Origin of the sequence: Caulobacter sp. RHG1 (genome assembly GCF_013181195.1) — a bacterium.
Lineage (GTDB): Bacteria > Pseudomonadota > Alphaproteobacteria > Caulobacterales > Caulobacteraceae > Caulobacter.
The window spans coordinates 686525-712977 of the sequence record NZ_SMZP01000001.1 but is presented as its reverse complement, the minus strand read 5'-3'; the positions used below and the strand labels follow the sequence as shown (position 1 = coordinate 712977).

The window sequence follows — 26453 nt, the reverse complement described above, 5'->3', positions numbered from 1 at the left end:
GCATCTGCCGCTCGCGAGCGCGGGCGGCGGCGAAGGGTCAGGCGATCGAAGGGGGCCCGGTCTTGGGCGGCGGCGGGGCGGCAAGGCCGCGCCCAGGCATGACGGTGCGCGCGAGCGGGGCAGGCGCCTCGACATAGGCGACGGCCAGGGTCTCGCCGACGCTGGCGACGGTCGGTGGCGGCACGACCGCGCCCTGGGTCGCGAACGGACAGGGCTGGTCGTGCGTCGCGCCAGCGGGTTCGTCCGACGTCTTGTGGGCCTCGCCGGGCTCGACGACCTTGGCGCCGTCGGCGGTGCAGAGCACTAGCGCGAAGGGCAAGCCGTTGACCGGCGTCGCGCCCGGCATGAACCCGGCCGGCAACATGATCTTCAGCGCGATCGCCAGGGTCGCGAGCACCAGGAAGGCGTCGCGGGCGATCGGTCTGACGAGGGCGGTCAGGCGGGGCACGAGGGCGATTTAACGCACCGCGCGACGGATGTCTTGAGGCGTGATGTCTCGCCCCATCCTTAAGGGTTGGCGGCCTTAAGGGTCAGCGCCCGCGATAGGCGTCCGCATCCGGCGTCAGGTAGCGCTGCGCCGTCCAGCAGGGCGGATGACCGTTCGTGCGGATCCTCGCCCAGGCCGCGCTATGCCCGACGACCCGTACCCGCTCGCCACGACGCAGCTTGGCGACGACCTGGCCGGCGGGCTCGGGCGTGGCGCGGCATTTCAGGCTGGAGACCCGGACACGGGCGCGTTCCTCGGCATGGGTCGAAGTCGCGGCCATCAGCGCCGTGACGGCCACCGCGACCAGGGCAAATCTCATCTGCATCCGTCCCTAGTAGCAAGTGGACGTGTTCAGTTCGAGGCCGGAGGCATCGCCGCCGCCGCTTGCGGCGGTTCGGCGAGACGATAGAAAGGCCCCATGACTTCGATCACCACCGTCGGCGTGGACGCCGACGACACCCTCTGGCACTGCGAAAGCCTGTTTCGCCTGTCCCATCAGCGCTTCATCGACCTGCTGGCCGAGCATGGCGATACCGACAAGATCGAGGCCCAGCTGACGGCCGTCGAGAAGCGCAACCTGCGAGTCTATGGCTACGGGGCCAAGGGCTTCACCCTGTCGATGATCGAGACGGCGCTGGAGCTGACCGACGGCCGGGTCGACACGCGGGTGATCCGCGAGATCCTGGCCGTGGGCCGCGAGATGCTGACCGAGCCGATCGAGCCGCTGCCGGGCGTCGAGAAGGCGCTGGCGACGCTGTCGGAACGCTATCGTCTGATCCTGGTCACCAAGGGTGACTTGCTGCACCAGGAGCAGAAGCTGGCCTCGTCGGGCTTGGGCGACTTCTTCGTGGCGGTCGAGATCGTGTCCGAGAAGGACGCGGGCACCTATCGCCGGGTGTTCGAGCGTTATGGCACGGGCGCGGAGCAGGCGGTGATGGCCGGCAACTCGATGCGCTCGGACGTGCTGCCGGCGCTGGAGGCCGGCTGCTGGGGCGCGCTGATCCCCTATCCCCTGGTCTGGGCTCACGAGGCCGCCGAGGCGCCCGTGGGGCATGCGCGTTATGCGGAGTTGGGCAGCATCAGCGAGCTGCCGGCCTGGGTGGACAGCCTGCGTTAGGCCTTGCGGCCCAGCTTGGCGATCCAGTCGCGGGCTGGGCGCTCGAAGCCAATCAGCGACAGGTATGCGATCGGGAAGAGGGCGATCACCCAGACGAGGCACCACAGCCGCATGGCGTCGCCGTTCAGATGCCACATCCCGAAGCCGACCCAGTTCAGGGCGATCTTCAGTGCGATCGGGTGCAGCAGGTAGAGGCTGAAGCTGAGTTGCGCCCACGGCGCCAGGGCGCGGCTGATCCCGCCTTGGACGCCGGCGGCGTCGGCTGCGACCGCGGCCAGGCCGACCGCGTAGATCACCAGCAGCAGGCTGGTCCGCGACGCGCCCAGCCCTGAGGCGATGACGAACGCCGCCAGCAGCGCCCACATCACGAACCGCGCCTGCGGGATCTTGGCCAGTACGTCCTTCATCTGGAAGGCCAGCATGCCCAGCATGAAGCCAGGCACGGCGCGGGCGACGCCGAAGTTGAAGGTCCACTGCGAGAAGGTTTCGCCGTCGCGCGAGATCCACAGCAGCACGGCGAGGCTGCCGAACGCCACGGCGGCCGTGGGCCAGCGGCCCAAAGCGGTAATCTTAAAAAGGAGCGGCAGGGCCAGGTACAGCCCCATCTCGGCGCTGATCGCCCAGCTGGCGAAGTTCCAGGTCTGGGCCTTGCAGGTCCCCCAGGCGTGGATGAACAGCACGTTTTGCGGAATGCAGGTCACGTCGTAGCGCGAGGCGTCGCGCTCGTTGATCAGGCCCGCCCAGCCCAGGGCGGCGATGACCACGAAGACCAGCATCGTGGCCCAGTGCAACGGCCCCAGTCTCGCCACGCGCTTCTGCAGGAAGTCGCGATACTTGGCGAAGGTGGTCAGGCGGCCGGTATAGATCGCCGCCATCACGTAGCCGGAGATCAGGAAGAACAGGTCGACGATCAGGCTGAAGCTCTTGATCGTGTCGTCGGCCAGCTGCCAGCGGCCGTCCAGATTGATGAACCGGTTGAAGTGGAACACCACGATCATCACCGCCCCCACGATGCGCAGGGCGTCGAGGTGCAGCATCTGGTCGGAGTCGGGCTTCAGGGGCGGCAGGCGCATGGCGCAAGCTGTGCCACGCGCCGCCGCCGTCTGCCAGGGGCCTCTAGGCGGCCGCGGGTCGCGTCCCCGCAGGCCGGTACTTTTCCGCGTCGCTGGTGAACTCGGCGTGGCCGTAGCGCTTGAGCTGGCGGCGCAGCTTTCCGACCAGGTGGGCGTCCGCCAGGGTCGAGAGCACCGGGACCTCGCGCGCCATGCGGAAGGCCAGAAGCTGGCTGGTGATCAGCGTCGCCACCAGACCGAACAGGGCGAAGTCGCGCGGGCCGATCTCGACGCCCATGCGCCGGGCCGCCGCCATGTCGCCGTTCATGAAGTTGCGCAGGAAGAACACCTTGGAGAAGCCGCGCTCGACCTTGTCGAACAGGCGATTGTCGGGGCGCTCGTCCGGCGGCAGGTAGGCGCTGAGCGTGGCGCGGACCAGCTCGCCGCAGGTCTCGTCGTCGAAGCCGGCGCGCAAGGTGCCGCTGCGGGCGTTCATGGTGTCGACGACCCCTTGCGGGGTGTCGGCCAGCAGGTCCTCGGGCAGGCCCAGGAGGAAGCAGCGATAGCGAGCCAGCTCGACCCGGGCGCGCTCGTCGGCGGTGAAGGTCGTGCGGCCCTTGGCGACGATCTTGTAGCTCATCAGGAAGATCGGGATCAGGCCAGCCGGCATCTGGTCGACCTGGGGGATCGGGATGCCATAGACGCCGACATCCCAACGGTCCGAGCGCTTGAGGGCGTTGAAGCGCACCATCGAGTGCATCAGCCGCACCATGGCCGCGGCCTTGAAGCCGGCGCCGTGCCGCTCCAGCGAACCGGGCAGCAAAGTGGTGGTGAAGAAGGTCGCCGTCTCGTTGACCCGGCGGGCGGCCGTGTCGTTCGACAGGGTCCCCGTCAGGGCCATCGGCAGGGCGGCGTACTTGTTCATGAAGGTGGCGATGAACGCGCCGCGGATCGCGAACGGACCGAGATTGGCGGCGGCGTTGCGGTCCAGCCGCTGGCCCTCGCGGACCAGGTCCATGTCGACCCAGGCCGGCGTGGCCTCCATGTCGGCGATGAAGGCGGCCAGTTCCGGCGGGGCGTCGGGCACAGCCGCAATCCCCTGGTCGCAGGCCTTGGTCAGCATCTGGATCAGCGGCCGGAAGCCGTATTTCGGCATCAGGGCGGCATAGGCGTCGGCCACCCCGTCCCCCAGCATGGTGTAGGCCTTGATCAGGGCGACCTTGTCGGGGTCCAGCGCGGCCTTGCCCAGCTTGGGCGCGACGCTGGCCTTGGGATCGTCTGTGAAGCGCTCGGGCGTGCGGTCGAAGTCGACGTCGCCATAGAGCTCGGGCAGGGCGGTCTTCTGCGACGCGACCTTGGCCCGGACGCGATCCAGCGGCGTTTGCATCTCATCCTCGTGACGTAGCGGACCCATGACGGATCCTTCGATTACGTCTTAGGTTAGAGGGCTGAGCGGCAGGGACTACTCGCCTTGCCATCCAGCGGAGCGGACGCAGGAGCGACGCAACAAGTGACTGAAAAGACGAGGCGAACGCCGCGCCAGTCGCGGTCCGAGGCGACGGTCGAGGCGATTCTCGAAGCGGCCTTTCAACTTCTGGAGCAGGATGGTCCCGACGCCCTGACCACCAACCACGTCGCCGAGCGGGCAGGGGTCAGCATCGGCACGCTCTATCAGTATTTCGGCGGCAAGCAGGCGATCCTGGCGGCCCTGGCCCAGCGCCGGGCCGAGGCGGCGCGGGACCGTATCGCCGATCTCGTCATCACCCGGCCGGAACTGGGCGCGGTGCGTCTGATCGTACGCACCCTGATCACGGCCTTCGAAGGCGCGCCCGCCACCCGTCGGGCCTTGCTGGATGCGCTGTTCCTGGAGGGCGGCGATCAGGTGATCATGCGCCATCACCAGTCGTTTCTGGAGGCCATCGCCGGCAAGGCCAGCCTGGGGTTTGACCTGTCGCCCGAGGCTGGCTTCGTGCTGACCCACGCGGTGGTCGGCCTGCTGCGCGCGGCCACCATCGAAGCCGACCTGCAGCTGGATCCCGAGCGCCTGGAAGACGAACTGGTGCGGCTGATGGAGGCCTATGTCTTCGCCCTGCTGAGCGCCCGGAACGCGCGGGAGTAGAGCGCTGCGTCGACTCGCCGACGGAACCCCCGCCGCAAGGTGACGTTGTTTCTGCAACGGGTGGGGCCCCGACGGAGAGAGAGTGAACATGACCAACAAGATCGCGCTGCTCGCCGCCGCTGCGTCCCTGACGTTCGCTGGCGCTGCTTTCGCCCAGGAAATGACGGCTCCGGCCGCGCCGCAGGCTACGCCGCCCGCTGCGACCACGCCTGACCCGACCGCCCCGGCTTCGCCGACCGCGCCCGCGCAGTCGATGACGCCGGCCCCGACGACCGAGAGTGCGGCTCCGGCCGCTGCGACTCAGCCTTCGGCCACCCCGGCCGAGAGCGCTGCGACGCCGAGCTCGGCCACCGCCGCTGACATCAAGGTCGGCGCGGCCGTGAAGGACGCCCAAGGCGTCTCGGTCGGCCAGATCACCGGCACCAGCACCGGCGCAGACGGCTCGACCAACGTCATCGTCACCAACGGCGGTGTGAAGTTCGCCCTGCCGGGCAACAGCCTCAGTGCGGCCGCCGACGGCAGCGTCTCGACCACCGCCACCAAGGCTCAGATTGACGCCACGGTTGCGGGCGCCAAGCCTCAGTAACCCATCTTCGATCTGATCTAAGACAAACGCGAGCCCGCCCGGCATTGCCGAGCGGGCTTCTCGCTGCTAGCGATGGAGCCTCAAAACGGGGCGGTTCTCGCCGACTTGGGGTTCAGTATGCCTCCGGCCAATAAGACCAAGCGTGCGTCGAACTCGCTGCTTTGGGATCTGCTGACGTTCGACCGCCTGGTGACCGGGCCGGTGATCCACTTCATCTATTGGGCTGGGCTGGGCGTCGTGACGCTGTTCGGCTTCTCGGTCGTCGGCGCCGCCGTCGGCCTGGCGCTCAAGGAGCCGGGCGTGGGCTCGCTGCTGCTGGCCTTCCCGATGTTGATCGCAGGCCTGCTGGTCGCGGGCGCCCTGGTGCTGCTGTGGCGCGCGTTCTGCGAGTTCTACGTCGCCATCTTCCGAATCAGCGAGGATTTGCGGGCCCTGCGTCAGACCAGCGACGCCGATCACGCCGCGCTCCTGGCGCGGCGTCAGCAACCGCAAGCGACTCAACCGCCGCCGCGCCAGCTGTAACGCGGCTTACCGGGCCAGGACCTTCAGGCGCTCGCGCAGGGTCGAGATGGCGTCCATCTGCAGGTCCAGCGCGCAGATCATCTGTTCCGGGATCGCCTTGGCCTGTTCGCGCAGCGCGCGGCCAGCTTCGCTGAGATCGACGATCACCCGGCGCTCGTCCTCGGGATCGCGGTGGCGTTCGACCAGGCCAGCAGCTTCCAGCCGCTTGAGCAGCGGGGTCAAGGTGCTGGAATCCAGATCCAGCGCCTCGCCCAGCGCGCCGACGGTGCGGGGGCTGCTTTCCCACAGCACCAGCATCACCAGATATTGCGGATAGGTCAGGCCCATGGCGTCCAGCAAGGGACGGTAGAGCCGCGTCATCCGATTGGCCGCCCCGTACAGGGCAAAGCACAGCTGGTTGTCGAGCTTGAGGGCTTCGACGGACGGATCGGATGACGCGTTATTCTTGCTCATTACAGTACTAGTTACGCCGCCTTGACGGTGATGGCCACGTCAACATTGCCTCGCGTGGCGTTCGAATACGGACAAACCTGGTGTGCGGTGGCCACCAAGGCTTCGGCGTCGGCCTGGCTGAGGCCTTGGGTCTCGACTTCGAGCGCCACTTCCAACTTGAAGCCGACCTCTTGCGTCGCCAGGCCAACCTGGCCGGTGACGGTCGAGCCGGTCAGGGCGATCTTCTGGGTGCGGGCGACGTGGGCCAGCGCGCTCTGGAAGCAGGCGGCGTAGCCGGCGGCGAACAGCTGCTCGGGATTGGTCCCGGTCTCCTTGCCGCCCAGGGCCTTGGGCATCGACAGTTGCAGATCCAGCAGACCGTCGTCAGTGCGGACATGGCCTTCGCGGCCGCCGACGACCGTGGCGCGGGTGGAGTAGAGAGTGCTCATCGGGAAGCTCCAAGGCTTGAGTTATGAGTGCGATTTAATCGCGCGCAATATAACTTCAAGTGGCGGAGCTTCGAAAAATCGCGCTTGGCGTCGGAATTAGGCGGCCCAGGCCGCCGCGAAGCGCTTCAGCAGCGAGCGGGCTGGGCTTTCGGCGCCGGCTTCGGCGGCTTCCAGGCGCAGGAAGAGGTCGCCGGCCTTGTGCTCAGCGCGGGCCGGCAGGCCCTGACCGGGCAGGCGGACCAGGCCGCGGGCGGCGGCCTTGGTCGAGATCCAGGCCAGGCGCGGACCAAGCGGGGTGTCGGCCTCGACGCGGCCGCCTTCGGCCAGCACGCGCGGATCGACCTTGCCGGTCAGCCACAGGTCCGAGCCGCGCAGCAGGGCGCCGTCCTGGGCGCGGATGCGGGCTTCGAACAGCACGCCGTCGACGCGGACCTTGTCGCCGTCGCGCAGGCCGGCGGGCAGCTTCAGCCGCAGGCGGCGGCCGTCGATATCCAGGTCCTCGGCCCCGCCGGCGAAGGCGGTGGCGATGTCGATGTCCAGAAACACGCGATCGACCAGAGGCGCGGCCTGGGCCACGACCGGCGGAAAGCTCGCGCGGACGATGGGCGTGTCCTGCAGCAGGCGATAGGCGGCCAGCACGTCGCGGAACAGGGCCGCGTCGCCGGTCGGACGATCGGGGTGGGCCCGCTTGGCGGCTTCGCGGTAGGCCTTGCGCAACTCGCGCTCGTCAGCGTCCGGCGTCACGCCCAGGAGGGCGCGGGCGGCCGAGAGCGACAGGGCGGAGGGGCGGGCAGTCATTGTCCGACCCTTGCGCCGGGATGGTCAACGACGGGTTAAGTTAAGACTTTAGGTGATGATCCCGGTGTGGCCCCTGGCGCGGCGGCGGCCTATATCGGTGGCATGAGCGCCGACCCGACCCTGATCCCCGCCTCGCCCAGCGAAGACGACTATGTCCGCCAGGTCACCGAGGCCACGCCGCCGGCCCTGCTGAGCGAGGAAGATCCGTTCGCCCTGTTCGCCGAGTGGCTGGAGGAGGCGGGCAAGAAGGAGCCAAACGATCCCAACGCCATGACGGTCTCGACCGTCGACGCCGAGGGGATGCCGGACTCGCGCATGGTGCTGCTGAAGGACTTCGACGCCCGCGGCTTCGTCTTCTACACCAACACCCACAGCGCCAAGGGTCAGGAACTGACGGGGCAGCCCAAGGCCGCCCTGCTGTTCCATTGGAAGTCGCTGCGCCGCCAGGTGCGGATCCGCGGGATCGTCGAGCCGGTCAGCGAGGTCGAGGCCGACGCCTATTTCGCCAGCCGCGCCCGCCACAGCCAGATCGGCGCCTGGGCCAGCGACCAGTCGCGACCGCTGCCCGACCGCCTGGCGCTGGAGAAACGGGTCGCCGAGATGGGCCTGAAGTTCGGCCTGGGAAAGGTGCCGCGTCCGCCGCACTGGTCGGGCTATCGCATCGTCCCCGTCGCCATCGAGTTCTGGCGCGATCGGCCGTTCCGGCTGCACGAGCGCCTGGTGTTCGATCGCGTGGTCGAGGGCTGGACGACCAAGCGCCTGTTCCCCTAGGGGGCATTTCTAGACCAAAGTCTATGGGTTGAGCGTTTGCGCTCGCCACATCCTTGAGGGGCGATTAACCGTGATGGCCTAGGTTTTCGGGTGAAATCCGGAAGACCCATAAGCAATGCGGCTGAACTCGATTTTCACAGGCCTGGCTGCGGCGTGCGCGCTGCTGTTCGCCGCGTCCGGGGCGTCGGCGGCCTCTTGCGGCGCCGCGGCGACCTCGTCGGTGACGCTCTCCCAGTCGCCCAACGCCGTCTTTACAGACGTTGCGCCCTACACCGGCTTTCCGGGAGGCTTCGGCTGTCCGACGGGCAGTCCGGTTCTCACCCTGCTCGGGGCCAACTTTCTGAAGGCCACGATCAGCAATACGACCTACAAGGTGACCCATACGAATGGGACCAACACCGTCGACTTTCTGCTAGCCGCCCAGTCATCGGGCACGCCGCAGCTGTCGGGCACTACCACCTTTTTCATCAATGGAACGGTCCTGGACTTGCTGGGCCTGACGGGCAGCGCGCCCACCAGCATCCCGATCTACATCAAGCCCCGCCTGACGACCCCCGTGCTCGCGCCTCTGCCGGGAACCTATTCCGGGACCTTCAGGGTGAAGTGGGAGTGGAGCTTCTGCACCGCGATCAGCGTCGCCAATCTCTGCATCCTCGGAAAGACGGAGACAGGCACGGTGAACACCGACGTCACCGTGACCCTGAATGTCGGCGGCGTCGCCCCGACGATTTCGACCGTCACCACCACCACCTGGGACGATTTGAACGGGACCAGCAATCCTAAGGCCATTCCCGCCAGCAAGCGGCGGGTGACGGCGACGGTCGGCAATCCCGACATCGCAGCTCAGGACAGCAATGTGGTGGCCGTGGTGATCGCCACGCCGCCGAACACCACCATCGCGCTGAACGGTGACGGCGCTGGCGGCGCGTTCGCTACCTTCACCGAGGGCAGCCCGACCTCGGGCCTGGCCTTCACCTATAGCGGCAGCACCAGCACGACCGACGATGTCGAGTTCTCCGACACCACCGACCAGGTCTTCACCTTCCAGCCCACGGCGGCGACGCAGAGCCAGGTGAAGTACGTCCGGCTGAAGACCCGCGGGGCCATGGCGGCCAAGTCGAATTTCAAGGTCTCGCTCGCCTACGAAGTGAAGTGAGCCTTCAGGCGTAGGCGATCAACCGGCCCAGCGCCGCCACGGTCAGCCACAGCAGCAGCGACAGCGCCGCCAGGCTGCGCGCCGCTGGCGGCACGGTCTCGCCCCAGCGGTCCAGTCGCGCGCCCCAGGCCCGCCGGAAGGCGACGGCGTTGGTGACGGCCAGGACGATCATCACGATCTTCCAGCGAAACAGCGGCGAGCCGGCCAGCGCCCGGGCGTCGGCGGCGAACATCGTGAAGCCACTGGGAAGCATCAGGATCAGGCCCGTGATGGCCAGCGGCGTCAGGGCCCGCGACAGCGGCGCGACGGGCAGGCTGCGCCAGAGACCGGCGACCCGCAGGTCCAGTACGCCGATACCGCCGACCAACAGCACCAAGCCCAGCAGGTGCGCCAGATTGGCGATGGGGTAGGCATAGGCCGACCCCCGCGCCCAGGTCGCGAACCCGGAATTCTGCAGCATCGTGGCGGCGTCGATCAGTCCGCTCACCTAGCGCAGCTCGACCGTCTTGCCGTCGACGGTGACGCGCTCAATGCGCATTTCCGCCACGCCGTCCTTGCGAGGATAGCCTTCCAGCGTGACCGGCTTGTCGGAGGCGAGCATGGCCCGGGTTAGGCCCCGGGCCTCCATGCGTGTCACCGGCGCCAGGACGACGTCCCAGGTCCTGCCCTCGTGACGCACCTTGGCCGCGCCATGGGGATTGCCCCAGGTGATGTCGCTGACGGGCGCCGTGATCTTGATGACCTTGGTGGCGTCGTAGGCGCTCCAGCCGTGGTGAGCGAGGGTGGCCGCGGGCAGGGCCAGAACCGGCAGGGCAAAGACTATCGCCAAGAGGGGCGGCGGTGCGAACACAGGCCTGAACATGAGCATTACCTCCGTCTACCCCGACGGCCCAGAGGGCCACGAAGCGCGGGCAAGCTCAAGGGGGAGGGGCGGAGGACGTTTCGATTTCCTCCGCCGCGCCCAAGTCGTCGAGCCGCGGCGACGCCTCAGGCCTCGTCCACCGACTTCTTGCCGTTGGACGACAGCAGGTAGGTCTTCGCTGTGCTGGGCTTATTGTTATAGGGCGGCTGACGGACCGCGTAGAGGCGCTCCTTGTCGATGCGGGTGATGCTGACGGCGTCGCCCTGGTTGCCGCCCAGCACGTGGTAGCATTCGCTGTCTTCGCCGATATAGAGGCCGACGTGGCCGCCACCCTTGCGGACGAAGACCAGAACGTCGCCCAGCTCGGGCTGGCCGCCGTCTTCGCCGAACTTCGACCAGTTCAGCGCCCAGAGCGGGTCCTTCGGGAACGCCTTGCCGCTGCTCTTGGCCACGTAGGCCATGAACAGCCCGCACCACGGGATGGCGTCGGCGTTGTACGAGGATCTGAGCCCCGTCTGCGTCGCCCAGGCCATGATCTCGGGCGTATTGCCGGGGCCTTGGGTCTCCTTGACGCCATAGCTCTCGAGAGCGGACGTCACCATCTTGGGCAGCAGATCGAGTTGTTTAAGCCACTGATATTCCTTGGCCAGCGTGGGCATGTGCGTCTCCGAATGAGGATGCATTCATCCTTTCGCCGGGGACGCAAAGTCCGCACGCACACAACTTGAAGGCCCCCCGGCTATCGGCAGGGATTAACTCACGGCGGCGGAAGAAAGAAAAGTATAAATTGTATTGAATGATTAAATCTACCTCAAAGGGTTTTTCCGCGACGCTCCGTACCGCGCCAGGAAGGTCTCTACGGCGTCTTCGGCGATGTCCTGGACCGGGCGGCGGGACTGGATGTCGTCGCCGGCCGAAAGGCCCAGCACCAGGGTGACGTGGTCCAGCATGCCCATCAGCTGGCCGGCGGCCCAGGAAGGCTTGTCGACCTTCAGCTCGCCGGCGCGGATCAGGTCGTTGATCACCGCCAGCATGGCCCCGCCCAGCTCGTCGCGAGCGCTTTGCAGGAAGTATTCCGCCACGTCCTCGAACCGGCGGCGCTCGGCCGTGACCATGCGGAACAGGCCTCGCACGTCGGAGCGGGCGAAGAAGGCGGCGTAGGCGCAGGCGAGCGCCGTCAACCGGGTGCGCGCGTCGCCCTTGGCGCGGGCGGCCTCTCGCACGGGGGCCGCCACGTCGGTCACCGTCTCCATGACGATAGCCTTGAACAGGTCGGCCTTGCTGGGGAAGTAGGCGTACAAGGTCGCGGTCGACACCCCCGCCGTGCGGGCGACCACCTCCATGCCGGCGTCCGAATAGCCGGTGCGCAGGAACAGACTTCGCGCCGAGGCGAGGATCTCCTCTCGCTTGAGGCTAGACCGCTTCAGACCCGCACCGACAAGCATGCGCCCCTCACGCTGATGACCGTGAATACAATCTAACCGCGAAATTGAAGGTGTGGCAAGGAGGGCGTGAGGCGACTTGCGCCGCGGTTTCGGCTATGGAGCGCCCGCGCCGGAATTTCGGGGCGCGAAAGATGGGAACACCAGCGTGATCAAGGACGTGGAAGCCGCGCGCGAGCAGGAAGTGGCCGCCTGGTTCGGCGAGCGGGCGGAAAACACGATCGAGACCTCGTGCGCCCGGGTGTTCCTGATTGGCGGTTCGGCCTTCAAGGTGAAGCGCCCGGTCGACTTCGGTTTCCTGGACTACTCGACGCTGGAGCTGCGTCGCTGGGCGCTGGAGCGCGAGCTGACCTTCAACCGCGCCGCCGCGCCGGACATCTATCGCGAGGTGCGCTGCCTGACGCGCATGGCCGACGGCGGCATCGAGATCGACGGCGAAGGCGAGATCGTCGAGTACCTGCTGGAGATGCGCCGCTTCGACCAGAACGGGGTGCTGGCCACCCAGCCGTGGGCGATCGACGACGCGCTGGAGGATTCGCTGGGCCGGACCGTGGCCCGCTTCCACGCCGGCTCGACCTTGCGCCCGGAAGGCGGCGGCGTCTCTGCCCTGGGCTACACCATCCGCTCGAACGCCAACCTGCTGCGCGGCCTGGCTCCTCGTCTGGGCAAGCAGGCCGTCGAGCGCCTGGTGCACGAGACCGACATTGCGCTGGAACGCCTGGGTCCGCTGCTGGACGGTCGCGCCAAGGACGGCTTCGCCCGCCACTGTCACGGCGACCTGCACCTGGGCAACATCCTGATCGAGGAAGGTCAGCCGATCCTGTTCGACTGCATCGAGTTCAACGACACCCTGTCGGACATCGATGTGCAGTATGATCTGGCCTTCCTGTTGATGGATCTGGACTTCCGTCGCCGCCGCGACGCCGCGGGCCGGGTGCTGAACGCCTATCTGGACGAGGCCGCCCGCACCTTCGGCGAAGGTCTGTGGTCGGGCCTGGCGGCTCTGCCGCTGATGCTCAGCGTCCGCGCCGCCGTGCGCACCCACGTCTGGGCCTACACCGGCGACGACGAGGCCGCGCGGGCCTATCTGCAGACCGCCTTGGAGCACCTGGCGCCGCGCCCGGTCAGCTTGGTGGCGGCCGGCGGTCTGTCGGGCTCGGGCAAGTCGACCTTCTCGCGCGTCTGCGCTCCCGGCCTGGGCTCGGCCCCTGGCGCGGTGGTCCTGCGCACCGACGAGATCCGCAAGCGCCTGTGGGGCGTGCCGTCTCTGCAGCGCCTGCCGCGCGAGGCTTACACGCCGGAAGTCAGCGCCCAGGTCTACGATCGCCTGTTCGGCGACGCAGAGCTGTGCCTGAAGGCTGGCCGGTCGGTGGTGCTGGACGCGGTGTTCCTGAAGGCCGAGGAGCGAGCCCGCGCCGAAGCCCTGGCCGAGCGCGCCGGCGTCGCCTTCCAGGGCGCGTGGCTGGAAGCGCCGCCCGAAGTGTTGCGCGCTCGCGTGGCGGCTCGGGTCAACGACGCCTCGGACGCCGACGTGGCGGTGTTGGAGAACCAGCTGACCCGCGACACCGGCGAGATCACCTGGCGCAAGGTCGACACCGTCAGCGCGTTCGAAGATGAAGCCCGTGCGCTGGCCGAGGCGATGGGCTAGGCCGCCTTCAGCCCGTTCGTCGGCGGTTCCGGACCAACAGCCCGCGCGATCGCCGTGATCAGGTCGATCGGCTTGACCGGCTTGCCGACGTGGTCGTCGAAGCCCAGCCCCAGGAAGCGTTCGCGGTCGCCGGCCATGGCCGAGGCCGTCAGGGCGATGACCGGCAGGGCCGGGTCGCCGGCCTGACCGTTGCGGATCGCCTCCAGCGCGGTGATGCCGTCCATCACCGGCATGTTGATGTCCATCAGCACGCAGTCGTAGCGGCCCTCGGTCATCGCTTTGAGCGCTTCGGCGCCGTTCTCGACCACGGTCAGGTTGACGCCGGCGGGCTCGAGCATGGTGCGTACGACCAGTTGGTTGATGGCGTTGTCTTCAGCCATCAGCACGCGCAACTGCTCCAGCGGCTCTTCTTCGTTCAGATCCGGCTGCGGTTCGGCTCGGACCGGCGCGGCGACTTCGGGAGCCAGCAGGCTGAACTGGAAGCAGGCGCCGTCCGGATCGGGGCGCAGCACCAGGTCGCCGCCCATCTGCCGGGCCAGGGCGCGCGAGATGGCCAGGCCCAGGCCCGCGCCGCCATACCGGCGCGACACCGTCTCGTCGGCCTGGGTGAAGGTGTCGAACACCCGCTCGGCGGCGTCTTCCGGCACGCCCGGCCCGGTGTCGCAGACCGACAGGCGCACCAGCCAGTCGCTCCCCACAGGCTCGGCGTCGACGGCCACGCAGACATGGCCCTGGGGCGTGAACTTGATGGCGTTGGAAATGAGGTTGGCCAACACTTGGCGGATGCGCAGCGGGTCAGCGGCGATGCCGGCGGGCAGCTCGGCGCCGAAGCGGCATTGCAGGGCCAGGCCCCGGGCCTGAGCCGCGTCGCGCCAGGCGTCGACGATGTCTGAGACCACGACGCGCGGATCGATCGGTTCGGGAACCAGCTCGACCTTGCCGGCGTCGATGCGCGACATGTCCAGCACGTCGTTGAGCAGTTGCATCAGGCTGTCGCCCGACTTGATCATCAGCTCCACATGCTCGCGCTGCACCGGGTCGAGGTCCGAGCGGCGCAAGGCGTGGGCCATGCCCAGCAGGCCGTTCATCGGGGTGCGCAGCTCGTGGCTGGTGACGGCGATGAAGGTCGACTTGGCGCGGGCCGCCTCCAGGGCCTTTTCCCGCTCCTCGCGCAGGCGGCGGGTCAGGGTGTCCATCTGCTGGGCGGCGGCGCGGTTTCGCAGCGACACGTTGATGGTCACGCCGATCAGCAGCACCAGCGACCAGCGCGTGGCCAGGGTCACCGGATCGTTGCCGTCGAGGTAGAAGAAGGGGAAGACGATCAGGCACAGCACCGGCGTCAGGCCGCTGATGGCCAGCAGCGCGAGGGGCTGGTGGCGATATTGCTGGGCGAAGACCAGCTGGCCGCACCAGATGGCCACCGCCGCGATCTTCAGCCGGTCGGGGCCGTGAATCCACAGCAGGGTGGCCAGGGCCGCCCAACTGGCGTTGACGGGGATGGCGGCGAGGATGAAACCGGCGCGATCGCGGGCCGAGCCGGGACGACCCTGGCCGAAGTTGCGCGTAGCGAGCGTGGCCAGGCCTTCGGCGGCGATGAAGCTGGCCAGCCAGCCCAGGGCGACGCCGTAACCGAGGCCCAGGCCGATGACGCCGGCGGCCAGGCAGCCGGAGATGAGGCGCGAGACGCCCAGCCGTCGAATGTCGGCTGCAACCTCGTCCAGTCGCTCGTCCGCCAATGTGTCGGCCACCCAACCCAAGCGCTAAGTCTCCACCAACGAACCACTTTCGCCTCGGGTGGGACTATCCTCCCATCGCAACCAAGAGTCTCCTTACAGGCGCTGCGACCGATCACCGCGTGCGGTCAAGGCGGCTGAGGGCCAGGGATTTTCCCGCTTTGGGCGCTGCGCGTTGCGCGTTGGGCCGTGCGCCTTTAGCCTCGCCTGAACGACGATAAGACAGACCGGGAGAGCAGGAAGCCGATGCAAGGCCTGATGCAGCACGGGGCGCTGACCCTCGACAAGATCATCGACCACGCCGCCAAGTGGAACGGCGGCCGCGAGGTGGTCAGTCGCTCGGTCGAGGGGCCGATCGTGCGCACGACCTATGGTGAGATCCGCGACCGGGCCAAGCGCGTGTCCAACGCCTTGCTGGCCATGGGGATCAAGCCTGGCGACCGAGTCGGGACTCTCGCCTGGAACACCGGCCGCCACATGGAGGTGTGGTACGGGATCATGGGCATCGGGGCGGTGTGCCACACGCTGAACCCGCGCCTGTTCCCCGAGCAGATCGCCTGGATCGCCGACCACGCCGGCGACCGCGCCATCTTCACCGACCTGACCTTCCTGCCGATCATCGCCGGCATCCTGCCGCGCCTGCCGCATGTCGAGCATGTGATCGTTCTGACCGACCGCGCCCACATGCCGGCCGACTTCGCGCCCGCCGGCGAGGCGCCGCACTTCAAGGGGCTGCTGGCCTATGAGGATCTGGTCGAGCAGAATAGCGCCGAATGCGCCTGGGGCGGGTTCGACGAGGGCACGGCCGCGGGTCTTTGCTACACCTCCGGCACGACGGGCGACCCCAAGGGCGTGCTCTATTCGCACCGCTCGAACTTCCTGCACACCCTGATCACCATGCAGCCGGACGTGATGGGTCTGTCCCAGAAGGACGTCATTCTGCCCGTGGTGCCGATGTTCCACGCCAACGCCTGGGGCGTGGCGTTCTCGGCCCCAGGGGCCGGGGCCAAGATGGTCATGCCGGGCGCCAAGATGGACGGCGCCTCGATCTTCGAACTTTTGGACACTGAGGGCGTCACCTTCTCGGCCGCCGTGCCCACGGTCTGGCAGATGCTGCTGCAGCACCTGGAGGCCAGCGGCGCCAAGCTGCCGGTGCTGAAGAAGGTGGTGATCGGCGGGGCGGCCTGCCCCGAGAGCATCATCCGCGCCTTCCAGGAGAAGTACGACGTCGAGGTGGTCCATGCCTGGGGCATGACCGAGACTTCGCCGGTCGGGACCCTGTCGGTGATGACCGACGAGCTTTCCAAGCTGCCCTACGACCAGCAGATGCCCTATCGCCTCAAACAGGGGCGGCCCCCGCTCGGCGTCGAAATCTGCCTGAAGGACGACGAGGGCCAGCGCCTGCCGCACGACGGCCAGGCGTTCGGCAATCTGAAGATCCGCGGTCCGATCATCGCCGCCGAATACTTCCGCGGCGCCGGCGGCAAGATCCTCGACGACGAGGGCTTCTTCGACACGGGCGACGTGGCCACGATCGACGACCACGGCTTCATGCAGATCACCGACCGCGCCAAGGACGTCGTGAAGTCCGGCGGCGAGTGGATCAGCACCATCGAGATCGAGAACATCGCCGTCGGCCACCCGAAGGTCGCCCTGGCGGCGGTGGTCGGCGCAGCACATCCCAAGTGGGACGAGCGTCCGGTGCTGTTGATCAAGCTGAAGGACGGCGAGACCGCCAGCAAGGCGGAGTTCATCGACTATCTCCAGGGCAAGATCGCCAAGTGGTGGATGCCCGACGACGTGCTGTTCGTCGACGACATCCCGCTGGGCGCGACCGGCAAGATCGACAAGAAGCTGATCCGCAAGCGCCTGGCCGAGCAGGGCTACACGCTGCCCGAGGCGCCGGTGCAGGGCACGCCCCCGGAAGCGCCCCCCGAAGCGTCAAAGGCCCAGACCCTGGCCGCCGCTGACGGTTCGCACGGCGCGGTGATCTATGCCCCCGAGCCGGTCGAGGCTCCCGAAGACGTCCAGCAGGTCATGGCTCCGGAGCCAGAGCCCCAGATCCAGCCCGAACCCGAGCCGGTGGCGACCGAGGTCGTCCACGCGCCCGAGCCGGTGGTCGAGGTGGAAAAGCCCGTTGAAGACACCAGCCAGGCGGACGCCCTGATCGCCGCGGCAGCCGCCGTTGCGGCCGCAACGCCGGTGATCGCGCCGCCCGAGCCGGAACCGCCCAAGCCTGCGCCCAGGCCCGAACCGGTCGCCGAGACGCCGCTGCGCCTGCATGAGCCCGCTGCGCCCAAGCCGACGCTGATCGTCGATCCCTCGGCCGAGGACGACCTGCCGTTCGCCATGCCGATCACGCCTCGCAAGGGTGGCAAGAAGGCCAAGGCGCGGTCGAAGGCGGAAAGCGCCGAGCCCGCCAAAACCAAGTCGGGCAAGCCGCCGCTCTGGGCTTCGCTCTATGTCGATCTGGCCGTACTGGCGGCGTTGGCGCCGGCCATCCTGGTCGCCGGCGGTGCGCTGGGCGTGAAGCTGGGCTTCCTCGACCTGCCCTTGGGCTACACGGCCATGACCCTGGACTGGGCGCCGAAGGCCGCCTTCGTCAGCGTGGCCACCAGCCTGCTGGCGCTGGTGATCGCGCTGGTTGGCGGTTTTTCCAAGCTGGGCAAGGGCGCGCTGCTGGCTCTGGCTCTGACGGCCGCGAGCTTTGCGGCGATGTTCGGGGCCAAGGCGCTGTCGGGCCAGTCGCCGCCGATCCACGACGTCGCCACCGACTGGAAGACGCCGCTGGCCTTCTCGGACGTGGCCCTGGCCGCGCGCGGCGGTTCGGCCCAGATCGTCGACGATGACCCCAGCCTGCCTGTCGGCTCGGCCGCCTATGCCGGCCGCAGCATCGCCGACGTCAACGCCGAGACCTGCCCGGCCGCCCGTCCGCTGGTCAGCCCCCGCACGCCCGGCGACGCCTACGAGGCGGTCAAGGCCGCGGTCATGGCCGCAGGGCTCACCTTGGTCACCGACGATCCGGCGGACGGCCGCCTGGAAGCCACCGGCAGCAGCTTCTGGTACGGCCTGACCGACGACCTGGTGGTCCGTGTGCGCCCCGACGCCCAAGGCTCGCGCGTCGACATGCGCTCCATCGGCCGCGACGCCGGCCCCGACCAGGGGCGCAACTGCGCGCGGATCGGCGACCTGATCACGGCGGTGCGCGGCGCGTAGAGGTCAGTCCTCGATCGCTTCCACGCCTTGTCGTTTGAGCGTCTCCAGGTGGTCCTGCATCGCCTGGAGCTGCTCGGGCGGATGGCCGGTCCAGTCCGTCACCTCGCCGACGATCCTTAGCGGGTCGCGGGTGCGGTAGGACCGCGTCGGATTGCCCGGGAATTTCTTGTCCGTGAGGTTTGGGTCGTCCTCATAGGGACCGGTGGGCTCGACGACATAGATCCGTCCAGGGGTCTCGCCCTGGGCCAGTTCCGCGCCCCAGGTCGCCGCGTCCAGGGTAGCGCTGAAATAGACGAAGGCCGCGGCTTTGCGCTGACCGTAGTTGGACGCATAGCCCGCGCCGATCAGGTCGCCGGCTTTCAGATCGGCCTTTGTGCCGTGGTAGAAGGGTGTGTCGCTCATGAACGGCATGACGACGCAGAATTCATTCGCCGCCAATTCTTGAACTGAAGTTTTTCGGCCCCAGTTTTCCAGAGGGCGAGGGGCTCACGCCAACCGATATTCCGCGTCCAGTCCCGCTGTTCCCGCGCTAACGACCCGTCCTTCGCGCACCAGCTGCAGCATGTGGGCCAGCACCGAGTGGGCCGCCGCCGGATGCAGGCGCGGATCCACCGCCGCGTAGAGGCTGGGCACCATGGCCTTGATGGTGGTGAGGCCGGCGGCCAGGGCGTCCAGGATCTGGGCCTCACGCGCCCGGCGATGGGCGACATAGGCGTCGATGAACGGCGCGACGTCGCGGATGGGCGCGCCGTGGGTCGGCCACAGGACGTCGAAGTCCCGCGCTCGCACCTTGGCCAGGCTGGCGAAGTAGTCGCCCATGTCGCCGTCCGGCGGCGTGATGACCGTGGTCGACCAGCCCATGATGTGGTCGCCGGCGAACAGGGCGTTCTCTTCCTTCAGCGCAAAGCAGACATGGTTGGACGTGTGGCCGGGGGTGGTGATCGCCTCCAGCGTCCAGCCGGGACCGCTCAGCACGTCGCCGTCGGCCAGGGTGACGTCGGGCCGGAAGCGGTCGTCGCCGCCTTCCTCCAGCGCTGGCGCATCGCTCGCGTAGGGCGAGGGCGCGGGCAGGCCATAGACCTTGGCCCCATGCAGCCGGGCCAGCGGATGGGCGAGGGGAGAGTGGTCCAGGTGATGGTGGGTGACCAGCACATGGGTCACCCGCTCTCCGGACAGAGCCGCCTGCAAGGCTTCCAGGTGCTCGGTCTGGTCGGGGCCGGGGTCGATCACCGCCACCTCGCCGGAGCCCACGATATAGACGCCGGTGCCGGTATAGGTGAACGGTCCCGGATTACGGGCGATCACGCGGCGGATCAGCGGCGAGACCTGGTCGCAGCGGCCATACTCGAACGCGAGCTCGCGGACGAAGGGGATCATCTTGGGCTCCCAGAGCGCGGCGCCAGTCTTGCGATTTAACACTCCAGTAACCCTGGAGGACCGGCCATGGCGGCGGACGCGGCGATTTTTGTCTCAAAACGGCTCCAGCGCGCCGCCTTTGCTGTTCTGTGTATCATCATGGCGCAGTTCGCGCTGGCCAGCTGCCAGCCCGAACCGACGCCGATGGCGGCCCGCCAAGCACTGGGCCAATAGGATCAGCCGGGCAGTACGCCCGACAGATCATAGCCCGCCTGACGGCCCTGGCTGATCAGGGTCTCGCGGTCTTCACCCGCCAGGGCCTGGCCGATCGACCAGGTCACGATCGAGCGCGTGCCCGAGCGGCAGAACGCCAGCACCTTGCCATCGGCCGATTCTATCGCCGCCTTGACGGCGTCGACCTGCTCCTGGGTCGGGCCCCCGCGCACGGGCGCGTGCAGATAGTCCATCCCCGCCGCGCGGACCGCCGACTCGATCGTCGCGCTCGAAGGCTGGCTGGGGTCTTCGCCATCCGGGCGATTGTTGATGACCAGGACGAATCCCTCCGACGCGGCCTGCGCCATGTCGGCCTCGCTCACCTGCGGGGCGACCGAGAAAGAGTCGGTGACGGGGCGGAAGTCGCTCATGGACGGGTCGAGGCTCGTACTGCCGCGGCGCATTTCGCCGCTGACGCATCTTCACGGCCATGCGGCGCCTAGGCAATGGTCAGGGGCGCTCGAATGGCGCCCACAAACCCATCTTTTGAGGGCGGAAAATACTTTCGGTTAGCGGTGTCTTCAAAAAACTTTCACACATGTGAGGGTGTTCGGGGGATCGATTTCTCCCAAGTCAACATGCGGGCGCAATTAATCTTCAGATTTCTGGCCGTGCGCGCTGGTCGGAATCCACGTTCTTTGAATGTGAAATTTACCCGCTAAATCATGGTCCTGGGCAAGATCGTCCTCGCCTGCGTCTGTCTGGCGATCGCCGATCATCGGAAAAGCGGCGACGCTGTGGCGTTTTTGCGACAGCTGAGCGCGATGTCGATTACAAATTTGCAATGACAATTGACCCTGAGCAGCAGGCGCTCCTAACGTCGCCTCAACCGGGGGAAATCTTTTCCGGGACACCAGTGATCTCGTGGCGCACTTCGGCGGATTTCCGCTCCAGGTCGGACAAAGTTTCTAGGGGGACATGTCCGATTTGCCGCCTGCGCCGCGTTCAGAGGGGATATTGATGAATACGAATTCCACCAAGGGTAGCGCGCGCTCGCGCCTGCTGACGTCCACGCTGCTCGCCGGCATCGCCACCGTGGCGGCGCCGATGGCTGCGTTGACGGTCGCTACCTTCGCTCCGGCCGTGGCCAGCGCGCAGGACTATCAAAACGGTACGCTGGTCGGCACCGTCAACGACACCTCGGGCGCTCCGATCGCCGGCGCGACCGTCGTCGTGAAGTCGCTGGCCCAGGGCTTCGAGCGTAACCTGACGACCAACTCGTCGGGCGAATTCCGCGCTGCCCTGATCCCGTCGGGCGGCTACTCGGTTTCGATCAACAAGGGTGGCTTCGTCGCCGCCAACGACGGCAACGTCCGCGTCCGCGCCGGCTCGGCCTCGAACTACAGCTTCACCCTGGCGGGTGAAGGCGAAGCCGTTTCGGAAATCGTCATCACCGGCACCGCCAACCCGCAGCTGGACTTCGCCAACACCACGACCGGCCTCGTCGTCGACGTCGAAACCCTGGCCAAGCAAGTCCCGATCGCCCGGAACGTCACCGCTCTGACGCTGCTGGCTCCGTCGGCCATCCCCGGCGACTCGGCCGCGGCCTTCACGCAGCAGGGCCAGTCGCAAGCCGCCATCGGTGGTTCGTCGCTCGGCGAAAACGTTTTCTACGTCAACGGCCTGAACATCACGAACTTCGTCAACGGCATCGGTGGCGCTACCGTTCCGTTCGAATTCTACAAGTCGGTTGAAGTGAAGACCGGCGGCTTCCCCGCCGAATTCGGCCGCGGCACCGGCGCCATGATCAACGCCGTCACCAAGTCGGGCTCGAACGACTTCACCTTCGCCCTGCACGGCAACTACGAGCCCAACTCGCTGCGCGAGCAGGCTCCGAACGCTCTGACCACGCGCAACTCGATGTCCAAGCGCACGGACAAGAGCCTGATCGTCGAAGCCGGCGGCCCGATCATCCCGGACCACCTGTTCTTCTACGGCCTGGCCTCGTTCAACAGCCTGGAAACCCAGTCGGCCACCAACATCTTCCAGCCGGCCGCTGGCGCTCAAAGCAACGTGAGCAAGTTCCGTACGTCGGACCCGTTCTACGCCTTCAAGCTGGACGGCTACATCACCGACCGTCAGCACCTGGAATTCACCTACTTCGACACCAGCCGTAAGCAAAAGAGCGACGTCTATCGCTACTCGCTGGACACCGACCAGATCGTCGGCGGCCGCACGGCGGCGAACACGCTGTACCAAGGTGGTGAGAACTACGTCGCTCGCTACACCGGCAGCTTCACCGACTGGCTGACCGTTTCGGCCGCCTACGGCCGCAGCGAAGTCGACAACGCCAACGTCGGCAACCTGATCGGCGAACCGCTGGTTCAAGACGCCCGTGGCTCCACGACGACCCTGAGCCGTCAGACCGCCGCCGCCAGCACCTTCCCGTTCATCGCCGAACGTGAATTCTATCGCGGCGACGTCGACCTGTACTTCAAGCTGTTCGGTTCGCACCACATTCGCGCCGGTTACGACCGCGAAAACACCACGCTGACCGAGTTCACCCGTCGTAACGGCGGCTACAACTACATCTATCGTCGCGCTCCGGCCGGCGGCGCTCTCGGCGGTCTGGTTGCTGCGAACCAGGAATATGTCGAGCTGCGTAAGTTCGAAACCGGTGGCGGCTTCGACGGCGTCAACAAGGCGATCTACATCCAGGACGCCTGGGACATCACCGATCGTCTGACCCTGAACCTGGGCGTGCGTCGCGACCAGTTCGCCGTCGCCGACCCGAACGGCCAAGTGTTCTCCAGCTTCGACAACGAAGTTGGTCTGCGCATGGGCTTCGCTTACGACGTCTTCGGCGATCGTAACGACAAGATCTATGGCTCGTACGGCCGCACCTTCGTGCCGGTCGCCTCGAACACCGCGTTCCGCGCGGCTTCGCCGGCCATCGACAACTCGCAGTTCTTCCTGCCGGCTGGCGGCGCTCTGGCGTTCACCAACCTGAGCACCACCACGGGCCTGCCCACCGCGGGTCTCGGCGCTCAGATCATCGGTTCCGCCTCGAACCCCGGCACGCTGCAGCCCTGCGTCGCGGCCGTCGGTTCGATCGCTCCGGTCAACTCGTATGCCTGCGTCACCCGTAACAACGGTCGCTCGCCGGATCCGGAAGCCGTCGCCGCCAAGAACCTGGGTTCGACCTATCAGGACGAATACATCCTGGGTTACGAGCACCGCTTCGGCCCGCTGTGGCGCGCTGGCGTCAACCTGACCTACCGCACCCTGGGCCGCGTGTCGGAAGACGCCCTGCTCGACTACGGCATCCAAAACTGGTGCTTGGCCAACGGTTATCCGTCGGTCCGCGGCGCCAGCGGCGCCGGCGGTACGGGCTGCGCCGCCATCTGGGGTGGTGAGCACCAGTACCTGATCATCAACCCGGGCAAGGACGCTGTGATCACCCTCAGCGACCCGCTGCCGGGCGAGACCCAGATCCGCACCATCACCGTCACGGCCGCCCAACTGGGCTTCCCGAAGGTGAAGCGCGAATACCTCGGCCTCGAGTTCAACTTCGAGCGTTCGTTCGATGGCAAGTGGGGCCTGCAAGGGTCGTACGTCGTCTCGGAATCGAAGGGTAACTTCGAAGGTCAGGCGCGTTCGGACAACGGCCAAGCCGACGCCGGCATCACCGTCGACTTCGACCACCTGGCGTTCGTCCCCGGTTCGTACGGCCTGCTGCCGAACCACCGTGGTCACCAGCTGAAGCTGTTCGGTTCGTATGCTCTGACCGACAACCTGCTGTTCGGTGGCAACCTGTCGGTGATCTCGCCGCGTAAGTACGGCTGCATCGGCTTCGCGCCGGACGGCTCGGCTCCGGACTCGCAAGTGGCTAACTCGAGCTACGGTGCGGCTTCGCGCTACTGCGGCAGCAAGCTCGTGAACCGCGGTACGGCCTTCGACAGCGATTGGGTCACGCGTTTCGACGCTTCGGTGCGCTACACCGTGCCGTCGAAGTTCGTCCCGGGCCTGCCGATGATCGGCTCGGATGACAGCTCGCTGGTCCTGCGCGCCGACATCTTCAACGTCTTCAACCTGAAGGGCGTGTCGGAGCGTAACGAGTTCGGGGAAAGCGCCCTGAACACGGCTCGTTTGGACTACATGGCTCCGACGACCTACCAGACGCCGCGGTCGATCCGCTTCGGCTTCGATCTGCAGTTCTAATCCGCTCCAGCGGAAGCGAACGGAAGGCGGCGGGCTCGCAAGAGCCCGCCGTTTTTCTTTGCGCGTTGATCAGCGAGGCGATGGCCGGCCACGTCCTTGCGCAGAGGCGTAGGCGCAAGCCAGGAGAAGAGCTGGCTGGGTTCCTGCGTCATCTGAAGCCTGGCGAGGCGCACTACACCCCGCGCCTTCGCGCGGGGGCTGAACGGGGCGGGGAGGGGCAGGGGCCGCTCATCCGAACACGACTGCCTCACGCACACGAAAAAGCCGCCCGACGGACGCCGGGCGGCTTTCTGTGGTCTTGGGCTGTGGAGCGCTCTACCGCACCGGCGTATCGGCCAGGACCGCGGCGCCGCCGGGCGCAGCGCGCAGGCGGGCCTTGGCCATCTCGTCGAGGATCGCCTGCGAGCGCGGATCGCCCATCACCCAGGCCGCAGCGGCCAAGGTGCGGGCCGAGGTCTCGCTGACCCCCAGAAACTGCTCGAAGGCCTCGAACGGCGACTTGGCGCCGTCCATGCGCTTGAGGCGCACGTCGTCCTTCAGCTTGGCCAGGGCGCGGGCCTTGTCGACGGCGTCATAGAAGCCGCCCAACTCGTCCACGAGGCCGATCTGCTTGGCCTGCTCGCCGGTCCAGACGCGGCCCTTGGCGATCTCGCGCACACGGGCCGGCGGCAGCTTGCGGCCCTCGGCCACGCGATTGATGAAGCCGGCATAGATATGGTCCATCCAGCCGGCGAACTTGGCGCGCTGTTCGGGCGTGAAGCCCTGACCGGCGGCGAAGGCTTCCGAGTAGTCGCCGCCGACGTGCAGCGGCCGGCTGTCGACGCCGAACCGGGCGAGAGCGTCGCCGACAGCGAACTTGCCGCCGTAGACGCCGATGGAGCCCGTCAGGGTGGAGGGCTGGGCGACGATCGAGTCGGCCGCACTGCTGATCCAGTAGCCGCCCGAGGCCGCATAGGTCCCCATGCTGACGACGACGGGCTTACCGGCCGCCTTGGCCGCCTTGACGGCCGCCAGGATCTGCTCGGAGGCTGTGTCGGAGCCGCCGGGCGAGGAGACGCGAAAGACGATCGCCTTGACGTCCTTGTCCTCGGTCGCGTCGCGGAAGGCCTTGGCCACGTCGTCGGAATAGACGTTGCTGTCGCCGCCGAACGGCGAGCCGCCGCCGCCTGCGCCCGTGACGATCGCGCCCTCGGCCCCGATCACTGCGATGGCAGGGCCCGTCTTGACGGTCGGCGGCTTGGACCGCGAGGCGTAGTCGCCGAAGTCGATCAGCTTGGCGTTCTTGCCGGCCTTTTCCAGCGCCAGGGCCTGGATGTCGCTGACCTGGCCAACCTTGTCGATCAAGCCCTTCTCCACGGCCTCCTCGGCGCTGTAGGGGCCGCTCTCGAGGGTCTTGATCAGTTGGGCGGGCTCGCGCTTGCGATCGATCGCCGCGTGAGTCAGGGCCGAGCCGTAGACCGAGCCCATCCAGGACAGCGTCGATTCCCGGTGGGCCGGGGTGTAGTCGCTGTAGAGATAGGGGTTTACGGCGTTCTTGTACTCGTAGCGCTGCTCGTAGTCGGCCTTGACGCCGTACTTGTCGAAGAAGCGCTTGAAGAACATCGACTCCGACGACACGCCGACGGCCTGGAAGCTGGAATCAGGCTGCATCCAGAATTCGCTGGCGGCCGCGCCGACCATGTAGGTCGAGGTGATCATGCCGGAGGGATAGAGCCCCTGGCTGTGAGCATAGACGGGCTTCTTGCCCGTCTCGCGGAAATGCTTGAGGGCCAGGCGCAGCTCGTCGGCGGCGGCCGGCGCCAGGCCGCCCTCGGGCAGGCGCACCAGGATCGCCTTGACCTTGTCGTCCTTCTCGGCGCGCCGCATCGTCTCGATGATCGACAGCACCGACGTGCCTCCCGAGCCCAGGGCCGCGAACGGGCTCTTAGGCGCCTGGTCGGTCAGGCCGCTGCGGAGGTCCAGCTGCAGCACCGCCTGGGCGGGAACCGGCGTCGGACGTGTCGCGCCCGCGGCCATCACGATCAGCAGGAAGGGAACCCCGACCACAAACAGCAAGAGGCCGACGAAGACGCCGGCGACGGTCAGGAAGAACTGCTTCATCGGGAAACCCGCTCTCGAAAATTCGCGACAAGCTAAACACGGTTCGCGTTGCGACCAAATGAAGAGCGCGCAATGCGAGAGCGTTCCCTGCAGGCGCAGGCAAGGCGCCGCTTTCGCGACGCCTAAGCTTCTGTTTTCTTGGAAAGTTTCCCGCTTCTGGTTAGCGGGGGAAA

General features: G+C 67.4%; 26 protein-coding genes. 10 read left to right on the top strand and 16 right to left on the bottom strand.

The window, feature by feature from the left end:
• Window positions 1-37: 37 nt before the first annotated feature.
• Window positions 38-448, bottom strand: coding sequence for a hypothetical protein (locus tag E1H18_RS03270; protein WP_172263621.1), 411 nt, complete (start codon window positions 446-448; stop codon window positions 38-40).
• Between the two features lie 82 nt (window positions 449-530).
• Entirely contained in the window at window positions 531-812 is a 282-nt protein-coding gene (locus E1H18_RS03265) for an SH3 domain-containing protein (RefSeq protein WP_172263620.1), read from the bottom strand.
• Between the two features lie 93 nt (window positions 813-905).
• Here E1H18_RS03265 and E1H18_RS03260 point away from each other — a divergent pair, with 93 nt between their 5' ends.
• Window positions 906-1604 (top strand): HAD family hydrolase, encoded by a 699-nt coding sequence (locus E1H18_RS03260; RefSeq protein ID WP_172263619.1) that lies wholly within the window; start codon window positions 906-908, stop codon window positions 1602-1604.
• Here E1H18_RS03260 and E1H18_RS03255 read toward each other — a convergent pair.
• Both E1H18_RS03255 and E1H18_RS03250 read right to left on the bottom strand, forming a co-directional pair.
• A complete protein-coding gene (locus tag E1H18_RS03255; protein ID WP_172263617.1) occupies window positions 1601-2677 on the bottom strand; it encodes an acyltransferase in 1077 nt (358 codons plus the stop codon). The two genes, E1H18_RS03260 and E1H18_RS03255, sit on opposite strands and share 4 nt — an antisense overlap.
• Before the next feature lie 43 nt (window positions 2678-2720).
• Complete coding sequence (locus E1H18_RS03250; protein ID WP_172263615.1) at window positions 2721-4043, bottom strand: oxygenase MpaB family protein; 1323 nt, start codon at window positions 4041-4043, stop codon at window positions 2721-2723.
• Window positions 4044-4166: 123 nt separating this feature from the next.
• Between E1H18_RS03250 and E1H18_RS03245 the strand changes: the two genes are divergently transcribed.
• The 3 genes from E1H18_RS03245 to E1H18_RS03235 all read left to right on the top strand — a co-directional run bounded on the left by E1H18_RS03245 (window position 4167) and on the right by E1H18_RS03235 (window position 5883).
• Complete coding sequence (locus tag E1H18_RS03245; protein WP_172263613.1) at window positions 4167-4775, top strand: TetR family transcriptional regulator; 609 nt, start codon at window positions 4167-4169, stop codon at window positions 4773-4775.
• An 88-nt stretch (window positions 4776-4863) separates the two neighbouring features.
• Window positions 4864-5361 (top strand): hypothetical protein, encoded by a 498-nt coding sequence (locus E1H18_RS03240; RefSeq protein WP_172263611.1) that lies wholly within the window; start codon window positions 4864-4866, stop codon window positions 5359-5361.
• A gap of 105 nt (window positions 5362-5466) precedes the next feature.
• Window positions 5467-5883 (top strand): DUF4282 domain-containing protein, encoded by a 417-nt coding sequence (locus E1H18_RS03235; RefSeq protein ID WP_172263609.1) that lies wholly within the window; start codon window positions 5467-5469, stop codon window positions 5881-5883.
• A gap of 6 nt (window positions 5884-5889) precedes the next feature.
• Here E1H18_RS03235 and E1H18_RS03230 read toward each other — a convergent pair whose 3' ends face one another.
• From E1H18_RS03230 to E1H18_RS03220, 3 genes are all read right to left on the bottom strand, one after another.
• A complete protein-coding gene (locus tag E1H18_RS03230; protein ID WP_172263607.1) occupies window positions 5890-6336 on the bottom strand; it encodes a MarR family winged helix-turn-helix transcriptional regulator in 447 nt (148 codons plus the stop codon).
• 11 nt (window positions 6337-6347) lie between these two features.
• Window positions 6348-6764, bottom strand: a complete 417-nt coding sequence (locus tag E1H18_RS03225) for an organic hydroperoxide resistance protein (RefSeq protein WP_172263605.1) — start codon at window positions 6762-6764, stop codon at window positions 6348-6350.
• A 96-nt stretch (window positions 6765-6860) separates the two neighbouring features.
• A complete protein-coding gene (locus E1H18_RS03220) occupies window positions 6861-7562 on the bottom strand; it encodes a DnaJ domain-containing protein (RefSeq protein WP_172263603.1) in 702 nt (233 codons plus the stop codon).
• Window positions 7563-7664: 102 nt separating this feature from the next.
• Here E1H18_RS03220 and pdxH point away from each other — a divergent pair, with 102 nt between their 5' ends.
• Window positions 7665-8333 (top strand): pyridoxamine 5'-phosphate oxidase, encoded by a 669-nt coding sequence (gene pdxH, locus E1H18_RS03215; protein WP_172263896.1) that lies wholly within the window; start codon window positions 7665-7667, stop codon window positions 8331-8333.
• Between the two features lie 115 nt (window positions 8334-8448).
• Window positions 8449-9489, top strand: a complete 1041-nt coding sequence (locus tag E1H18_RS03210) for a hypothetical protein (RefSeq protein WP_172263601.1) — start codon at window positions 8449-8451, stop codon at window positions 9487-9489.
• Window positions 9490-9493: 4 nt separating this feature from the next.
• Here the strand turns inward: E1H18_RS03210 and E1H18_RS03205 are convergent, their stop codons facing one another.
• From E1H18_RS03205 to E1H18_RS03190, 4 genes are all read right to left on the bottom strand, one after another.
• A complete protein-coding gene (locus tag E1H18_RS03205; protein ID WP_206679018.1) occupies window positions 9494-9976 on the bottom strand; it encodes a hypothetical protein in 483 nt (160 codons plus the stop codon).
• Window positions 9977-10351: a DUF6152 family protein gene (locus E1H18_RS03200; protein WP_172263599.1), complete on the bottom strand. Its 375-nt coding sequence runs from the start codon at window positions 10349-10351 to the stop codon at window positions 9977-9979.
• A gap of 125 nt (window positions 10352-10476) precedes the next feature.
• On the bottom strand, window positions 10477-11010 hold the full coding sequence (locus E1H18_RS03195; protein WP_172263597.1) for a TIGR02594 family protein: 534 nt from the start codon (window positions 11008-11010) through the stop codon (window positions 10477-10479).
• Window positions 11011-11157: 147 nt separating this feature from the next.
• On the bottom strand, window positions 11158-11796 hold the full coding sequence (locus E1H18_RS03190; RefSeq protein WP_172263595.1) for a TetR/AcrR family transcriptional regulator: 639 nt from the start codon (window positions 11794-11796) through the stop codon (window positions 11158-11160).
• Window positions 11797-11941: 145 nt separating this feature from the next.
• Between E1H18_RS03190 and E1H18_RS03185 the strand changes: the two genes are divergently transcribed.
• Window positions 11942-13441 carry an AAA family ATPase gene (locus E1H18_RS03185; RefSeq protein ID WP_172263593.1) on the top strand — a complete coding sequence of 500 codons (1500 nt, stop codon included), beginning with the start codon at window positions 11942-11944 and terminating at the stop codon, window positions 13439-13441.
• On the opposite strand, the gene E1H18_RS03180 is transcribed toward E1H18_RS03185, so the two are convergent.
• Window positions 13438-15189: a response regulator gene (locus E1H18_RS03180; protein WP_370526403.1), complete on the bottom strand. Its 1752-nt coding sequence runs from the start codon at window positions 15187-15189 to the stop codon at window positions 13438-13440. The two genes, E1H18_RS03185 and E1H18_RS03180, sit on opposite strands and share 4 nt — an antisense overlap.
• A gap of 231 nt (window positions 15190-15420) precedes the next feature.
• On the opposite strand from E1H18_RS03180, the gene E1H18_RS03175 reads away from it, so the two are divergent.
• Complete coding sequence (locus tag E1H18_RS03175) at window positions 15421-18390, top strand: long-chain-fatty-acid--CoA ligase (RefSeq protein WP_172263589.1); 2970 nt, start codon at window positions 15421-15423, stop codon at window positions 18388-18390.
• A 3-nt stretch (window positions 18391-18393) separates the two neighbouring features.
• Here the strand turns inward: E1H18_RS03175 and arr are convergent, their stop codons facing one another.
• Together arr and E1H18_RS03165 are read right to left on the bottom strand one after the other, a co-directional pair.
• Entirely contained in the window at window positions 18394-18792 is a 399-nt protein-coding gene (gene arr / locus E1H18_RS03170) for an NAD(+)--rifampin ADP-ribosyltransferase (RefSeq protein ID WP_241735863.1), read from the bottom strand.
• An 84-nt stretch (window positions 18793-18876) separates the two neighbouring features.
• Complete coding sequence (locus E1H18_RS03165; protein WP_172263585.1) at window positions 18877-19767, bottom strand: MBL fold metallo-hydrolase; 891 nt, start codon at window positions 19765-19767, stop codon at window positions 18877-18879.
• Window positions 19768-19833: 66 nt separating this feature from the next.
• Here E1H18_RS03165 and E1H18_RS03160 point away from each other — a divergent pair, with 66 nt between their 5' ends.
• Window positions 19834-19980, top strand: a complete 147-nt coding sequence (locus E1H18_RS03160) for a hypothetical protein (RefSeq protein WP_172263583.1) — start codon at window positions 19834-19836, stop codon at window positions 19978-19980.
• A 2-nt stretch (window positions 19981-19982) separates the two neighbouring features.
• On the opposite strand, the gene E1H18_RS03155 is transcribed toward E1H18_RS03160, so the two are convergent.
• Window positions 19983-20390: a TIGR01244 family sulfur transferase gene (locus tag E1H18_RS03155; protein WP_172263581.1), complete on the bottom strand. Its 408-nt coding sequence runs from the start codon at window positions 20388-20390 to the stop codon at window positions 19983-19985.
• 589 nt (window positions 20391-20979) lie between these two features.
• Here E1H18_RS03155 and E1H18_RS03150 point away from each other — a divergent pair.
• A complete protein-coding gene (locus tag E1H18_RS03150) occupies window positions 20980-24180 on the top strand; it encodes a TonB-dependent receptor (RefSeq protein WP_172263579.1) in 3201 nt (1066 codons plus the stop codon).
• 315 nt (window positions 24181-24495) lie between these two features.
• On the opposite strand, the gene sppA is transcribed toward E1H18_RS03150, so the two are convergent.
• Entirely contained in the window at window positions 24496-26280 is a 1785-nt protein-coding gene (gene sppA, locus E1H18_RS03145) for a signal peptide peptidase SppA (protein WP_172263577.1), read from the bottom strand.
• Between the last annotated feature and the right edge of the window lie 173 nt (window positions 26281-26453).

Excerpts from the sequence above, each read along its gene's own strand:
- E1H18_RS03265 (WP_172263620.1), bottom strand. The coding sequence starts at position 812 with ATGCAGATGAGATTTGCCCTGGTCGCGGTGGCCGTCACGGCGCTGATG.
- E1H18_RS03260 (WP_172263619.1), top strand. The coding sequence starts at position 906 with ATGACTTCGATCACCACCGTCGGCGTGGACGCCGACGACACCCTCTGG.
- E1H18_RS03255 (WP_172263617.1), bottom strand. The coding sequence starts at position 2,677 with ATGCGCCTGCCGCCCCTGAAGCCCGACTCCGACCAGATGCTGCACCTC.
- E1H18_RS03250 (WP_172263615.1), bottom strand. The coding sequence starts at position 4,043 with ATGCAAACGCCGCTGGATCGCGTCCGGGCCAAGGTCGCGTCGCAGAAG.
- E1H18_RS03240 (WP_172263611.1), top strand. The coding sequence starts at position 4,864 with ATGACCAACAAGATCGCGCTGCTCGCCGCCGCTGCGTCCCTGACGTTC.
- E1H18_RS03230 (WP_172263607.1), bottom strand. The coding sequence starts at position 6,336 with ATGAGCAAGAATAACGCGTCATCCGATCCGTCCGTCGAAGCCCTCAAG.
- E1H18_RS03225 (WP_172263605.1), bottom strand. The coding sequence starts at position 6,764 with ATGAGCACTCTCTACTCCACCCGCGCCACGGTCGTCGGCGGCCGCGAA.
- E1H18_RS03220 (WP_172263603.1), bottom strand. The coding sequence starts at position 7,562 with ATGACTGCCCGCCCCTCCGCCCTGTCGCTCTCGGCCGCCCGCGCCCTC.
- pdxH (WP_172263896.1), top strand. The coding sequence starts at position 7,665 with ATGAGCGCCGACCCGACCCTGATCCCCGCCTCGCCCAGCGAAGACGAC.
- E1H18_RS03210 (WP_172263601.1), top strand. The coding sequence starts at position 8,449 with ATGCGGCTGAACTCGATTTTCACAGGCCTGGCTGCGGCGTGCGCGCTG.
- E1H18_RS03200 (WP_172263599.1), bottom strand. The coding sequence starts at position 10,351 with ATGTTCAGGCCTGTGTTCGCACCGCCGCCCCTCTTGGCGATAGTCTTT.
- E1H18_RS03195 (WP_172263597.1), bottom strand. The coding sequence starts at position 11,010 with ATGCCCACGCTGGCCAAGGAATATCAGTGGCTTAAACAACTCGATCTG.
- E1H18_RS03190 (WP_172263595.1), bottom strand. The coding sequence starts at position 11,796 with ATGCTTGTCGGTGCGGGTCTGAAGCGGTCTAGCCTCAAGCGAGAGGAG.
- E1H18_RS03175 (WP_172263589.1), top strand. The coding sequence starts at position 15,421 with ATGCAAGGCCTGATGCAGCACGGGGCGCTGACCCTCGACAAGATCATC.
- arr (WP_241735863.1), bottom strand. The coding sequence starts at position 18,792 with ATGAGCGACACACCCTTCTACCACGGCACAAAGGCCGATCTGAAAGCC.
- E1H18_RS03165 (WP_172263585.1), bottom strand. The coding sequence starts at position 19,767 with ATGATCCCCTTCGTCCGCGAGCTCGCGTTCGAGTATGGCCGCTGCGAC.
- E1H18_RS03160 (WP_172263583.1), top strand. The coding sequence starts at position 19,834 with ATGGCGGCGGACGCGGCGATTTTTGTCTCAAAACGGCTCCAGCGCGCC.
- E1H18_RS03155 (WP_172263581.1), bottom strand. The coding sequence starts at position 20,390 with ATGAGCGACTTCCGCCCCGTCACCGACTCTTTCTCGGTCGCCCCGCAG.
- E1H18_RS03150 (WP_172263579.1), top strand. The coding sequence starts at position 20,980 with ATGAATACGAATTCCACCAAGGGTAGCGCGCGCTCGCGCCTGCTGACG.
- sppA (WP_172263577.1), bottom strand. The coding sequence starts at position 26,280 with ATGAAGCAGTTCTTCCTGACCGTCGCCGGCGTCTTCGTCGGCCTCTTG.